This window comes from Paenibacillus sp. 01T47 (genome assembly GCF_056398245.1).
In genome coordinates this window covers 189,470-204,548 of record NZ_JBFTPA010000013.1, presented here as the reverse complement: position 1 = coordinate 204,548, position 15,079 = coordinate 189,470, and the positions used below count along the sequence as shown (strand labels likewise).

At 43.1% G+C, this 15,079-nt stretch carries 13 protein-coding genes; all 13 read right to left on the bottom strand.

What is annotated here, in order from left to right:
• Window positions 1–3,461: Ig-like domain-containing protein (locus tag AC1DOV_RS23270; RefSeq protein WP_477551204.1), on the bottom strand; the 3,461-nt coding region annotated here is incomplete at its 3' end.
• Between the two features lie 205 nt (window positions 3,462–3,666).
• Window positions 3,667–4,773, bottom strand: coding sequence for a response regulator (locus tag AC1DOV_RS23265; RefSeq protein ID WP_477551210.1), 1,107 nt, complete (start codon window positions 4,771–4,773; stop codon window positions 3,667–3,669).
• A 64-nt stretch (window positions 4,774–4,837) separates the two neighbouring features.
• Window positions 4,838–7,918, bottom strand: coding sequence for an ATP-binding protein (locus AC1DOV_RS23260; protein ID WP_477551203.1), 3,081 nt, complete (start codon window positions 7,916–7,918; stop codon window positions 4,838–4,840).
• A 149-nt stretch (window positions 7,919–8,067) separates the two neighbouring features.
• The gene (locus AC1DOV_RS23255; protein WP_339207439.1) at window positions 8,068–8,451 is read right to left on the bottom strand and encodes an ATPase; all 384 of its coding nucleotides are present in this window, start codon (window positions 8,449–8,451) and stop codon (window positions 8,068–8,070) included.
• Between the two features lie 104 nt (window positions 8,452–8,555).
• Complete coding sequence (locus AC1DOV_RS23250; RefSeq protein WP_477551202.1) at window positions 8,556–9,401, bottom strand: ABC transporter permease; 846 nt, start codon at window positions 9,399–9,401, stop codon at window positions 8,556–8,558.
• Window positions 9,398–10,348, bottom strand: a complete 951-nt coding sequence (locus tag AC1DOV_RS23245) for an ABC transporter ATP-binding protein (RefSeq protein ID WP_477551201.1) — start codon at window positions 10,346–10,348, stop codon at window positions 9,398–9,400. The genes AC1DOV_RS23250 and AC1DOV_RS23245 overlap by 4 nt, the downstream gene beginning before the upstream one ends.
• The gene (locus AC1DOV_RS23240) at window positions 10,345–10,554 is read right to left on the bottom strand and encodes a PLD nuclease N-terminal domain-containing protein (RefSeq protein WP_339207436.1); all 210 of its coding nucleotides are present in this window, start codon (window positions 10,552–10,554) and stop codon (window positions 10,345–10,347) included. The genes AC1DOV_RS23245 and AC1DOV_RS23240 overlap by 4 nt, the downstream gene beginning before the upstream one ends.
• A 37-nt stretch (window positions 10,555–10,591) precedes the next feature.
• The gene (locus tag AC1DOV_RS23235) at window positions 10,592–10,813 is read right to left on the bottom strand and encodes a sigmaY antisigma factor component (protein WP_441876928.1); all 222 of its coding nucleotides are present in this window, start codon (window positions 10,811–10,813) and stop codon (window positions 10,592–10,594) included.
• Complete coding sequence (locus AC1DOV_RS23230; RefSeq protein ID WP_441876931.1) at window positions 10,801–11,139, bottom strand: YxlC family protein; 339 nt, start codon at window positions 11,137–11,139, stop codon at window positions 10,801–10,803. The genes AC1DOV_RS23235 and AC1DOV_RS23230 overlap by 13 nt, the downstream gene beginning before the upstream one ends.
• A complete protein-coding gene (gene sigY / locus AC1DOV_RS23225; protein ID WP_477551200.1) occupies window positions 11,126–11,659 on the bottom strand; it encodes an RNA polymerase sigma factor SigY in 534 nt (177 codons plus the stop codon). Before sigY ends, AC1DOV_RS23230 begins: the two co-directional genes overlap by 14 nt.
• Window positions 11,660–11,808: 149 nt before the next feature.
• Window positions 11,809–13,341, bottom strand: a complete 1,533-nt coding sequence (locus AC1DOV_RS23220) for a PH domain-containing protein (RefSeq protein ID WP_477551199.1) — start codon at window positions 13,339–13,341, stop codon at window positions 11,809–11,811.
• Window positions 13,334–13,813 (bottom strand): PH domain-containing protein, encoded by a 480-nt coding sequence (locus tag AC1DOV_RS23215; protein WP_339207432.1) that lies wholly within the window; start codon window positions 13,811–13,813, stop codon window positions 13,334–13,336. The genes AC1DOV_RS23220 and AC1DOV_RS23215 overlap by 8 nt, the downstream gene beginning before the upstream one ends.
• 24 nt (window positions 13,814–13,837) lie before the next feature.
• On the bottom strand, window positions 13,838–15,058 hold the full coding sequence (locus AC1DOV_RS23210) for a M24 family metallopeptidase (RefSeq protein WP_477551209.1): 1,221 nt from the start codon (window positions 15,056–15,058) through the stop codon (window positions 13,838–13,840).
• Window positions 15,059–15,079: the final 21 nt, after the last annotated feature.

The following is a 15,079-nucleotide window of genomic DNA, read 5'->3' as shown; positions in this document are numbered from 1 at the left end:
TTTTCTTGCTCATCCGTCAATCCATCGTTATCATCGTCTGGATCAGTCGAATCTGGAATGCCGTCTCCGTCTGTATCCAGCTCACCGTTTACTGTACCCGGCTTAGCTGCATCCGTTGGAAATGGATCGTCTTTATCGTTGATTCCATCCTTATCAGTATCAGGATCTTTTGGATTTGTACCTATTTTCGCTTCTTGCTCGTCCGTTAAACCGTCGTTGTCATCGTCTGGATCAGTCGAATCTGGTATGCCATCTCCGTCTGTGTCCAGCTCACCGTTTACTGTACCCGGCTTAGCTGCATCCGTTGGGAATGGATCGTCCTTATCGTTGATTCCATCCTTATCCGTGTCTGGATCTTTCGGATTTGTACCTATTTTTGCTTCTTGCTCATCCGTCAAACCGTCGTTGTCATCGTCTGGATCAATGGAGTCTGGAATACCATCTCCGTCTGTATCCAGTTCCAAATCTGGCTCCGTGGTAAAGGTCCATACTAATTTATCAGAAATACCCGCATAGCTGTTTCCGTCTTTATCCTTCAAAGCTCCAGCTGCAATTAGGACGTAATATTCTGTACCTGGCTCCAAATATTCGACCTTAGGCCCATTGCCAGGTTGCGGGAGGATTGGAGGATTGATCGTTACCGTATTTCCCGATATATCGACTCCCATTTCTCCGATACTCACTTTATGCACAACGCTATTGTCAGACTTCTTTCTAATTTCAAAGCTCTTGCCGTTTACTCCCTGAACATTTGTGCTAAACGTCAGTTTTAGAGCTGTACTCTGAGAAACACTATTTGACCCTCCGGCAGGTGAGTATGCGGTAACCTTCAGTTCATTTTTTTCTGGAGCAGCACCTGTAGTAAAACTCCACGTTGTCTTGTCAGTAATGCCTGCGTATAATGCACTACTGGTCGTGCTTTTCAGTGCTCCCGCTTCGATTTGAACATAGTAAGCAGTATTGTATTCCAAATAATTCCCTGGAGCATCCGATACCATTAGGTAAGGATTTATCTTTACTTTATTACCCGATACACTTACATCGCTTATGCTGCTAATTTCAAAAGTATGAGCAATGCTGTCATCAGATTGCTTCTTGATAAAAATCTTTTTACCCGGAATCACTTGTACATTCTCGCTAAAAGTTAGCAACAAATCGGAGTTAGTGGCCACTGCTGAAGCATCATCAATAGGAGATAATGTCGTGACAGTTAGTGGCGAAACTCGCTTTGCTGTCTTGAAGCTCCAGATCGTCTTACCTGTTATGCCCTTATACGTATTGCCTGCCTTGTCCTTAAAGGCTCCATCATCAATCAGAACGTAATAGCCCGTATCGTTAGCTAAACTAGTTGACAATTTAATGGTCGCCTTAGTTCCTGCTAGTGTCAATTTTGCAGTATCGTTAGCTGCAATGGTTTCAACAACACTATCATCACTTGCTTTGCGGATGCTAATGTTTTTGCCCGCCATCGCTTCCACGATCTCACTGAAAGTCAGCTGCAAACTCGCATCTACCGCCACATCAAGAGCATTATTCGCTGGTGAATATCCAGTAGCTATAGGCGCCGTTGTGTCTGGTGCAGCTTCTGTTTTAAAAAACCATATCTTTCCTGGCTCGCCCATATACATTACGTTTTCGTTCATTAACTGAATGAATTGGAACATGCCATCAAAATCATTATTGTATATGTCCTGAAACGCACCTTTATCCATGAGAATATAATAATAGGTATTGTTTTTCATGTTTTTCGTTGGATTAATGGTAACTTTGTTCCCAGAAATCGTTATTTTGCTCGTATCTGTTGAAGATATTTCTTCTAACAAAATTGGAGCCGTTGGATTTGTTCCATCCGGTGTGGCTCTGCCCGGTTCAAAAATCTTTATTTTCTTGCCTATTCCAGCCTTCACATTTTCGTTGAACGTTAATGTCATGTCTGTACTGATGGAAACATCCACAGCAGCTTTCGCTGGAACAAATGTTGTCGCCACCGGGCCAACAGTATCTGCTGCCTTACCCGTTTTGAAATGCCATGATTCGGTAACTGTATCCTGTACTTGACCATCATGAATTTCGACATCAGCGGATAATCCAGCATAGCCGTTCCCTGCAATATCCGTAAAAGTAGATCGTTCAATCTTCACAAAATAATTCGTCTGATATTCCAGATCCGCTGCTGGATTAATCGTTGCTACATTATCCAAGACTGTTACCTTTGTCGAATCACCTGCATCTATTGTTTCTACTAACGTTGCATCGCTTATTAAGATCGGATAATCTGGTCCGTTAATCATTGATAATTCCCGAGGTTTCCAAATCGTTATCTTTTTACCCGCCAATGCCTTTACTTTCTCATCAAACGTTAATTTAAGATTAGTATCCACACCAACATTCTGTGCACCCTTAACTGGAGTTAGTGCTGTCACAACAGGAGCTTGATTATCAGCTGGCTCTGACGGTTCAGAAGGTTCAGCATCCAATGCAACAGCAACAGGAACCATGAAGGTTCCGACCATAAAAGGACCCGCACTGAGCTCAATTGTTTTGACGACCGTATTTGTCGTTGTATTAATAACACTCATATTGCTCGAGCCATAATTAATCGTGTACGCTTGAAGACCATCTTTGGAAACGCCGATGACGTAAGGGTTAGCATCAACATTTATGGTAGCATCCACTTTAAGGGTTGCCGCATTGATTACTGACACAGAGTCATTATAGCCATGTGCTGCAAATATCTTACTGCCATCAGGACTAACTTCTGTTGCAGTTGTCTTGCTGCCAACCAGTATATCCGCTTCGTGAGTTTTTGAACTCGTATCAATTATGTTTACGAAATTAGTTACTAAGTTAGCCACATAAACCTTTGTGCCTGAGGGATTAACCGAGAGTCCGTAAAGTTCCCCCTCAATGGTAATTTCCTTCACAACTGTTTCGCTTATTATATCTATAATCGTAAGTTTTCCGGTTCTACTAGTAACATAAAGATCATTCCCAACCAATGCCATCGCAATAGGCGTAGCTACGGATATTTTTTTCTCCTCAACAAGCGAGGCTGTATTTATAACTGAAATCGAGCTTCCTGAGTCATTTGCCACATAAGCTTTACTTCCATCCTTATTAAAGGCAACGCCATGAGGCTGAACTCCAACCGGTATGGTCGCGATTACCTCATCCTTCGCCGGATCAATAACCGAGACCGTATTGCTTGCTCTGTTGGTTATGAACACCTGCTTCTGATTGGGGTTGATCGCAGCGCTGTTCGGTTGGTTTCCTACCGTGATTTTAGCCTTTTCTACAGTCAAATCTGTTAGATTAACAACATCGACAGTACCATTGCTAAAGCTTGTGATATACGCTTTTTTAAATACAGAAACTTCTCCAGCTCCAGCCGCATTTACCTTTCTCCCATCCTCCATAAACAATGACGAGCATAGGTTGACCATCAGCGCGAATAGAATCATACTGATTATCTTCTTGGACCTTACTAAACTAAGCATATTTTTGACCTCTCTCCCACCGTGTGATTGGCTATTACCATGTTTGGAAGAATCTTATCAATTAGAACTCAACAAAATCTCACAATTCGTCGCTACATGTCGAAAAAACAAAAAAAGAACAGTGGACACTCCTCTGCTCTAATTGTTTATAACTATATTTTTAATGAATCTAGAACGTAGATAACCTGCTCTTCATTTCCAAAGACGGCTCTATTCCAAGCTCTTCGCGGCTGGCCCTCTCATATTTCGTATATAGTCGAAGCATCTTCTCTCTGTTCCCTTGTCTCTCATAAATATCGATCATAAGCTGATTCATCTCTTCATGGAGCGGATAAACTGCCAAATATTTGCCCAGGCGATGCTCCGCTTGATTCCAGTCATTCGATAATAAATCATCTTCAACTAGCTTTTTGGTCATCGTGGAGTATTGTTTAAAATAAGCTTCCTCCAGTGGTATTTTCCATAGATAGGTTTTCCCATCCAGCAGCGGCCCTTGATACAGCGCACATAAATACTCCATTTGCTCCCTATCCAGCTTCCCCTCGGCAAAAGAGACATTTGAGCGTTGGAACGCTAGCGCATCATACATTTGGTTTCCCGTTTCCATCATGTAACCATCATTCATTTTGCGAATGCTCATGCCGAGTTCATTTTCTTTCAATATTTTCTTCATAAGATAAATTGTATTGTATAGATTGGAAGAGCTTCTCTCCTCCGGCATATCCGGCCACAACAAATCCATTACCTGCCATTTGCTAATATTGCGTCCCGAATGACACAGAAAATAGGCAAACAGCTCCTCAGCCCTGCGTGTCCGAAAATGTACAGGAACCCCTTCCGAATTGCGAACCTCGAACCCACCAAAACATTGGATCATAGATAAATCCTTTTGAGGGATGACCATTGTAGTTGCGCGCTGCCGATTAACTAAACGTTCTGTCACCCGTTCAATTGTTGAAGGTGTTACTGGCTTTAAAATATAATCAATCGCTTCTACCCCAAACGCGTCCAGAGCATAGTTCTTGTAAGCAGTTGTAAAAACAATTTCTGTCTGTATCGTTAACGCCCGTACTTTCCGTGCAAGCTCAAGCCCATTCATCTTAGGCATCTCCACATCTATGAAAGCTACGTCGGGCTTAATGTCTTCCATCTTCTCTAGTGCTTCAATAGGATTAGTGAACGCTCCCACAATGGTGTAATTAGTATTCCGTCCTAAAATAACCTTCATCAATTCCAATATCGGCTTCTCATCTTCAATAATGACAGCCCGAAACATAATCTTCACCCCTTTAATCCTTCATCCAAAATATCGTCCAAGTGTTGCGTCATGATTATTCACCCTATACGATACCATAAGGCAAATACATCGTTATCTTTGTTCCGCTCCCTTGCTCTGAATGAACGGTGAATGCAGCACCAGAAATGGCCTCTAGCCGCTTTCGAATATTAGCGATAGCAATGCCCCCATCCCGCTTCTCTCCGCTCGTTATTTGACTAAGCAGAATATCCGACATTCCAACACCATCGTCCTCGACGGTTACTTGTATATAGCCATGTCCTTCATTAATCTTTAATGAAACAGTGCCCTTTCCTTCTTTATCAAACAACCCGTGACGGATCGCATTCTCAACAAAGGGCTGTATGCATAAAGAAGGAATCTCTACATCTTGAAGACCTTCATCTACATGAGAGATAAAAGTAAACCGCTCTCCAAACCTAGCCTTTTCGATCTCAACATAGGCATGAATCAATTCAAGCTCACGGTCTAGAGGAACGACTAAATTAGATCGATCCGTATCTAAAATGTAGCGTATATATTGACTAAGCATCGACAATAAATAGGCTGCTTTTTCTCCATCTGTATAACAGAAGGAAATAACGCTGCTTAACGCGTTGAACAAAAAATGAGGCTTAATTTGAGCCTGATGAAAGGCTAGCTCATTTTGAATGGCCTCCTGAATGGAGGTTTTCATTGCAATCAATGTTTGGATTCTAGCAAGCAGCGTCTCACCATCAAATGGCTTCGTTATATAATCATTAGCACCTGCCCTGAAACCTAACGCAATATCTGCAGGTGTGTCCTTAACAGTTGCGAAGAGAATGGGCAAATCTAGAATAGAATAGCGGTCTCGCAGTGTACGGCATAGCTCAATACCAGAAGTACCCGGCATCATGACATCTAAAATAACAAGGTCCACACGAGGATGCTCGTCCATCTTGAACATCGCTTCTTTAGCCGAAAATGCTGTAATCACATTGTATCGATGCTGCTTTAATATATGTAATAAGCTATATATATTGGAGGCCTCGTCATCCACTATTAAAATGGTACGATCATAATAGCCTATAACGTCGAGCGAGGCGTGATCAGCTGTCACTCGCTGCACCATTTCGTTTTCTGAGGATGCCGAAGCTTCCCGATAGCCTTGAATGTCTAAAGCCCTAGGCAGTGTAAAGAGCATACGAGTTCCTTCACCGATCTCGGACCAATCCACTCGAATTTCGCCGTCCATTCGCTCAACCAGCTTGCGGCTAATGTACAGACCAACTCCCATTCCCATATAACCATCCGTCGGAAGGGTTTCTTCCAGCTGCTCAAAATATTCGAAAACCTTCAAAAATTTATTGCTTGGAATCCCTTTTCCCGTATCCTCAACAGTGATAGCTACCCTATTGTCCAACAACCTCGAATTAACCCTTATCCAGCCGTTCTCTGTATGCCTGATTGCGTTATAAATCAGATTATAGAGCACCTGTCTAAGTCTGCTTTCGTCTGCAACTACCCGTATATCCACTTCCACCTGATTGTCTAATCGCACCGACTTCCCAGCTAGCTCAAATTGCAACACATCAAATACGATCTGGACGGCTACTCGCAAATCCACCACTGACATATGCAGCCTTAATTCTCCATGCTTCAAGCGGCTTACATCAATTAAGTCATGAATTAACATAGATAGTTTAGTGGAAGTATCCTTGATCAACCAAAGATTTTGTTTTTGCTTTGGCTGCAAATTATGATCCTCATCCTCAAGCAAATGAGCTGTCATGTTCATAATACCGTGCAGAGGTGTTTTGATCTCATGAGAGGTACTCATCAAAAACTCATCCTTCAGTTGATTGGAAACGAGCAATTGACGGGAGAGTATTTCAGTTTTCTCATAGGCATTCGAAAATCTTACAGCGAGCAAAATATTTATAATGACAATAAATCCGATAATACCGAATGTTCCCACTAAATTAGTGTCTACGACATTCGTCGAGTAGAGACCATCGTATATGAGAAAAACCATCAAAGAAACGCCGCTCCCAATGAACAGAAGCCATTCTTTCCCTTCAGACGAAGTACTCTCACTGCGTATGTAAAATACAGCCATTTTCAAAATGATATACGACACCAACAGCCCTAAATAATATAAAGTTAAACCTTTTACATTAATGTGAACGCTGTACGGCAGCAGCAAAACAGCAGCAATATAAAGGATAAATGGCGTTTGAAACAGCTTTAAGTTTCTCGGCGACAATAACCTGGCATCAAATGAACAAAAAAATATAATAATGACCATAGCACTTAAAACTTGGCTCAAATCAAGCAGCTTATAAGTGATGTCGAATGGAATGTTCGGAAGCAGCTGTTGAAATATTTTCTCACCATTCAGTGAACGCTCTAAAGACAAGATTAGCAGGTACAATCCGCTAAGCAAGTAAGCTTTATTCCTCCGTCCAAGATAATAAAAGATAAGATGATACGCCCCGAACATACCCATAATCAAAACAAGTCCAATTCCTATGCCTAGCTGTCTGCCATTCATCTTGCTAATATCATAATCCAATCCGAACGAAATCGAATTGACGATCCCCCCAGTGACAAACACATAATTGGATACCTGAATAACAAGCTCAACTTCCCTCGTTTCGGTTTGAAAAAAAGCGCTAGAAGGCGTATTTCCAGGTATGTTCAATTTTTTGCTCGAGGATGGTTGTCCACTTTCGCTTTCCAATTTGCCATTAATAAATAACCGATGAGCCATTCGGATACTTCTTGTTTTCAGACCCAAACCTTCCTTTTCATCTTGGAGCAGAACCTTTAGTCGATATGTCCCAAAGCCTTTTCGAGCCATACCTCCTTCAGCGTTTTTCCCTGTCCAAGTAGCAGGTACAGATAAATAAGAAATTCCCGAATTGTTTTGGTGAAAATCGGCAGGCGAAAGCAGCTGTCCTTCGTAAAATTCCCATTCACCATCAAGAAAAACAGGGCCATCCTGCTCAAGGCTCCAATTAGACAAATCCAGCACTCCCCGCTTTGCTTGCGGCAAGTCTCGGTTAGATTGCGTTAATACTTGCAGGCTGGCTGTCAATAAGATCGTAATTAGTAGAAATACTGCTATTTTGATCAATCTTTTAACGCTCTCTTTGTGCAATGCAGCAGCCCCTTCCACGGTTCATAACATTTCGTCCATTTTATCACCACAAGCTCACATAAATCTCTATAATTCTAGGCACAAAAAAAAGACTGTTCCGCGGTCACCAAAGTGACTTACAGGACAGTCCAAAGCTCAATGCTATTCATTTAAATCCAAGCCTTTAAATTAACCTGACGAATAAAGTCCGCTGGGCTAAGCGTCTCTGTAGCCGTACTCTCTGGCTCCGCTTCCGTTTCTTCTTCGCCGTTCATAATTCGTTTAAACAATTCTTCATTATGTGTTGCAAGAGCAAAATCAATTAAAGCCTCACGTTCAATGCGGTCAACCTCATCTTGAATGAGTACCTCTTCAAGTTCTACATCTTCATCAGGAATAAGGAAATTACGATTCGCAGAGGGTACTCTGAGCACGTAATCAAATACATTATCCGCATTGCGGTCGTAAGCTATAATATAACCATGTTCCCCGATGGGCAGGTTTTGTTCATATTGGTCAGCCACAATGACGACCTTTGTGCCTAGCTGTAGCATCGTCCTCAACTCCTGTTTCTTCGCCGCTGATTCTTTCACTACTATCCTACTAAAAAATGATAGCGGTGTCCAATCGAAGAGAGTTGATAGACGGAATAATTACATTATTCAACAGCTGAACTTCTGCGAAGAACCGTTGCTGATAAGCAAATAGACGCTGCAATACATAATATCGTAATTATAATCGACCACCCGAATCGACTATTATTTTCTATACCTGATACCGCGGCTTGATAGGCAAAACCGCTTAATGCGCCTGGACTCCACCCCAGTACCTTAGGAAACAGCCCCGTCAAAATGGATAAAATGACAGCTCCCCCCAATGCCGAGAACGCGGCAGCCGCCGGACTCCGAAGCAGCGAGCTGAAAAGGAGCGTAATCGTTGCTACAAAGGTGAGCCATAAACCGTAGATAAGCAAGCTGTTAAACACCTTATCCATTGGAGCATCGCCGATCAACAAGCCTGTATAGTACCAAGAAGCAAGATACCCCGCTATAAATGAGCCCCAGGTAAGCAAAATGATAGCTGTCCATTTGGAGCAGATGTAGGATAATACCGAAATAGGCTTTACAAGAATAAGTGATGCTGAGCCGTTGATACGCTCACCAGACACCGTCCCCATACAAACGAGCACGAGAACAAGAACCCCTAGTGTGCCAAATTGCTGCAGTGTTTGTGCAAGAACCTCAGTACCAAGCGGCGTAGGAATTTCGATAACCGTTCCCTCCGGCAAACTTCCTGCCTTCTCCAATATGACCGGCATGAAATAGGTTGATACCGGCTGCATAATACCGAGCAATATAAATACTAATGGCACCCATAGCAGCTTATAGCTTCGCATAAGTTCGAGAAGCTCCTTTTGAACCATAACCATGTACCGAGTAAAGCTTGACGATCCAGCTGAAGGAACAGTAACTGTCTGTAAACGACTCATTTCTTTTGTACTCATGCAGTCACCACCCTCATAAATAAATCCTCCAATGATGAATGACCAATCTCCAATTTGCTTACCTTAATTTGTTCTCTCGTCAATTCTTCAAGCAAACTCCGTCTAGCTGCATCCACTTCGTTTACAGTAAATCGTGCAATTCCATTGTGCAATTGAACATCTTGAAAGAGACTAGTTTTGCCGCTATTCGTAAGGGCCGGCTGGATACGCTCTACATAAGAGGATAACCAGCGTTCTGAATTTGCATCACGTTCAAGCTGAAGCTCAATGATCGGTTTGCGATGCTCATTGCGAATCTTCTCAATCGCTCCTTGCAGCGCAACTTTCCCATTCCGAATAATAATGACATCATCACACAGTTCCTCGGCATCATGCAGAACATGAGTCGAGAAAAGCACCGTCGTCTCCCGCTTCAGCTCACGCAGCAATTCAAGCACCTCTCTGCGTCCAATCGGATCAAGCGCTGAAACCGGCTCATCCATAACAAGCAGCTTAGGCTGATGGACAAGCGCTTGAGCCAGACCTAAGCGCTGCTTCATCCCTCCGGAATAGGAGCCTATTCTCCGCTTCGCAGCAGAGGAAATCCCGACACGCTCGAGCAACTCTTTGGCTCTTTTTTTGGCCTCTGCAGCGCTGAGACCGCATAATCTACCTGCATATATCACATATTCCATTCCAGTCATCCAATTATAGAACGACGGTGATTGCGGCAAGTATCCAATCAACTCACGATGATTGCCTGCTTGAGCAGATCCCATAAAATCCATTTGTCCTGCCGTCTGCTTAAGCAGGCCTGTAATCATTTTAATTGTTGTTGTTTTCCCTGCTCCGTTCGGTCCTAGAAGGGCAACACAGTGGCCTGTCGCAATCGAAAAATCGATTCCAGCTACTGCATCAACTGTACCGAACGTTTTTGTGAGTCCCTTCACCTGAAGCAATGCGCTCATCTTTCATTCCTCCTTCCAGCAATAAAGAAGGCGATCGGGCCAAAAATATTTACAAATATAATAATTAAAACCCACATCAGCTTAGGACCGCGTGTACTCTCCGCCTTAGCGCACAATACCAATGCAATCACCATTAAGATCAATTGAATAACGATTATTGGTGCAATGATAGGTAATATATCCGATAATTCGATTTGATTATTCATTATAAAGCCCCCCTAGTTCGATTTAAAAATGATCAGGCTATTCATTTCCTTTTCCACGGCGACGTGGAAACCATCCGCTCCGCACAAAAATAAAATAAAAGAGAAGCGGCATCGGCGCCTGAATCAAACCCCATAACCCCCAAAACCAAGGCATACTGTCCCTTTTACGAGCATCGATGAATAGCCACGTTGATTGTGCGATCAAGACAGAGATAAGCAAAATCCATCCCCAAATCGGTATGATCTTCAGCTCTTCCATGTTCGCACCTTCCTTCGACCAAACGTTATGCCAACAAAACCTATGCCTCCAACGGCAATGACCACTTGAAGCACAGCGAACCATACCAAGTTACGATCCAACATCCACATCATCATTCCAAAAATTAAACAAGCTAACAGCCAAAAAATCAAAAGATCCTTCCATAGCTTTCTTTTCATTTGCTGCTTATGCGCATCCACCATGTCCTCGAATCTTTGCAGCTCTGGAACATGCGGTGCATGAATAGCATCAAATCGATTTAATGTCTCTTGCAGTTGATCATCGAACCACTTCTGATCCTCTGTTTCCTCTTTAAGCTTCTTCATGCTCCGTTAGCTCCTTCCGCAGCTGCTTTAACCCATTATGCAGCCTTGATTTTACTGTCCCTACTGGGATATCCAGCATCGAGGAGATTTCCTCTTGTGAGTAGCCGTAATAATATTTTAACAATACCGGTATTCGAGTATCGCTATTCAGATCACCTAATGCTTGAAGCGCCTCGGGCCATTCATCTCCTCGCTGCAAAGTATTGTAGCGAATGGACCTGAGCGACTGCTCCTCTTGCACCCAATGCTTTTCAAGCTCGTTTCGCCGAATTCGATCAACAATGTGTCTCGATGCTATCGTTATAAGCCAAGTAGAAAATTTGGCTTTATTCTGAAAGGTCGCTATTTTTTCAATCGCTTTAAGCATCGTTTCCTGTGTGACATCCTCCGCACGTGTTTTGTTCATCGTTACTTTAAGTGCGTATTGATACAGAAATGAATAATTTTGTCGCAGCAGTTCCGAGAGCGCTCGCGAATCGCCGCGAACTGCTTGCTTAATTAGCTTCGTCTCGTCATGCACGAGCGCGCAACCTCCTTTTTTTTTCATTCACTTGTAGCTTAGACGGTTCACTATCACATTTCGTTCATTTGCTTTTAAATTTATTTTTTTAAAATAAAACAACTGCGGAAATAGTAGCACTTCCGCAGCTGTTGAATGGAAACCATATTCTATTGTTTGTTATGACTGCGGCTGTACCAATTCCATACAGGCTGCAAGTCCGCACGCTCGAGTGATTTCACACGATATTCGTAAGGGCTGCCCAGAACCCGAACCGCTATTGCAAACAGATTTTTTTTCTGCTGCCAAATGGAGCGGCTTACTCTCATCGTTACAATTTGCGGGCGCCTAACCATATAAGTAGATCGTGATAAAAAACGATTGCGAAGCGTTAACTGGTCTGCTCCCAAATAAACCCCTGCAGCGTTAAAGCAGCTTTTTCTCCACAAAATAACTAGCGGCAACAGTATTAGCGACCATAACCCATCTGCTTTAAATAATACGATCAATGCGGTACATAAAAGCAGAGTTATCAATAATTCGATTCTAACGTAATAAATGAAGGCACGTTTCGGCGCACCGATCAGCTTAGCTCTCGAAGGAATGTTCATTTGAGGAACAAATTCATCGAGTACTTTTTGAATATCGGAAAACTTCAGAAAAGGATGCAGCATAAGCTGTTCCTTTTTGTCCGATGATACGATTTGAAGCTGGATTTCCGCATAACCAATCGCCTGCCGCAGCGGTCCTTCGTTGACGATAACTGCCTGTACCTTCTTTGGGTCAAAAACAAACGATTTTTTCTCAAGCAAACCATAAGAAACTGCAATTTGCCTGCCATCTCTTTTAATGGAGAAGCCGCTATACTTCAGCACGTACAAAACAATAGACAGAAGCCATGCCAGCACAATTCCAATAAAGACAACAATTACGATAAGTATGTAGCTTGGCATTAAACTAGTTGAATCCTCGACAACCGTTTCAAAAAAGTGATCCGGGAGAAGCTGATTGATAATATCATCTGCAAAAGAAAACAAACCCGCCAAAAACGCCGCTACGAGACCAAAATTAGTCGATGTCGCAGCTGCTTGAAGAAGCTGCGCAGCCGATAACGTTATCTCCGATTTTTTGGTGCTGGCCTCGACAGTCGGAGCTTGCGGTGTAAGCGGCTTATTGTTTATTTTTACAACAACCTGCTCATCAGCCTGTTCATTGACCGCGATATGTTCAGCAGCCGGATTAGTCGGTACAACGATCGACGATGCTTGTTTTCTAAGCATGTACTGGATGTCATTTGCTTCTTTTATAGAGAGTGCCGGCAATATCCCATCTGCCTTCTTATTGCCGCCAGGCGTCTCGATCTTCACTTGAGCAACCCCGAGTAACCGTTGTATAAGCGGCTGTTCGACGTTAACGGAGTGGATACGTGTATAGTAGATCGTTTTCTCATCCCTGAACAACAAGCCTTTTCGAATGATAATACGATCCTCTTCCAGCCAAAATCCGAAACGCTTCCATTCAAAAAAACTAAAGACTAATAATACGACAGATAAAACGGCTGCCCCGGTATACCAGTACCAATTCAAATTAGTCCAACTGGTCCCTTTCAATACGCCGATCAAAATAACTGGAATAAAACCTTTAATCGTATTCAGCAGTCCGAACAATATATAAATTGGATGAAGCGTGCGGCGATCATTCATCCTGATCATCCACCTTAGCCAAAATTCCAATTTTACGTTTCAACTGCTCTGCTTCCGATTGCTTCAAACCACTGATTCGGTGGGTTGTAGCAGCTGTAACTATCGATACGCTAGCCAGATCATACTTCCGCATCAGAGGACCGCTCTCAAGCTCGACATGCTGTACGCGTACCATCGGAACAAGAACATTGCTCAAAAAGATAAGACCTGATTGAATTTCAAGCTCATCGTCAAATAGCTCATATGAAAATCGCGTATACTTCATTTCTGGAATAACCCAAGTGAACATAATAAAAGAGATGGCAAAAATGGATAATGCGATCCATCCTGGTATTAGCGTCCAATCCCAAATCGTTGCACAAGAAAAATAGGCGATGATTAAAGCGAGAAAAATACCGTTCGTAATTAGCTCACTAATGCGATAAACCGTAATATAATCACGATGAAGCCGATTCGTTAACTTTCGATTCATTTCTATCGTTTCCCCCTCTATTTGTTAAGGCAAAAGAATGAGCTCCGCCTTGGAACGAGTCAGCGCCCTAGCGCCTTGCTCCGTAATTAAATAGCTATTCTCAATACCGACCACGCCTTCTCCCGGAAACGTGAATTTCGGTTCAACTGCGATAACCATGCCGGGCTGCAGAGGCATTTGAAAACCTTTTGCCAGTACAGGCCACTCATCGATTTCAAGCCCAATGCCATGCCCTAGAAACTTGGCTTGATCCGCACCATAACCCATAAAATGATCTGTTAGCTTAGCTGCTGCACAGCTCTCAAGCGCAGCCTCGTAAAGCCTTGCGCAAGGCGTACCAGGAATCATAAGTTTCTCAGAATCAGCAATTACTGACTCCGACACCTTGTAGGCATGGTGAAGGGTTTCAGAAAGCTTCCCTATTACGGCTGTACGTGTCTGATCGATAACATATCCATCTACACAGCAGCCAATATCAATTAATATAGGTTCATTGCGTTTGATGATTGATCTGCTTACGCTTTGAGGCGATGCCCCGCCAAGACCAAGTCCGCCCGCAGGTCCGTCAAAATAGGATGGAACCGCTGCTGCAGCTCCCGAAATAACCATACCGGTCGTTATCTCTTGGTTATAGCCGCGCATGCGCATCAAACCAATATGTCCGCGTATACGAAGCTCATATTCAACTCGCGCCATCCATTCAAGCTCGCTGATTCCTTCCTTAAGGTCATTCAGCGCCTCGCTTAATGCTTGTGCGACTACTTCGGCAGCTGCCTCGATTCGGCTTACTTCCCATGGAGATTTAATCATTCGCAATCTCCGAATGTGAGCTGAGCCATCCATCAGCTCGCAACGTCCCGAGGTGCCAAGCAGCTCCGTCAGCTTGATGTAAAGCTGCGCTGGAAGCACATCTAGATCGGCGGCTATCCGCAGCTCCTCTCCTTTGTTAAACAAATACGCATAGTTCTTTGCCAGCGTTTCTCCAAAAACACGAAAAGCACCGAGCTCCTCTACCTGAATGACCGTCTCCAGCTTAGCGCGTTGAACGCTGCGACGTACATAAAAGGTAGGTTCCCCAATGCTTGGAATAAATAAATAACCCGTTTGCATAGATCCGCAAAAATAATATAGATCTACATTTTGAGTAATAAGAAAACCATTAATTCGCTCTGCTTTCATAACGTCCTGCATTCGCTCTATTCGTTGTTTGATAAGCTCAGCAGGAACATCTGCTTTAATATCCATCACTTCGTTAATCAACTCCTA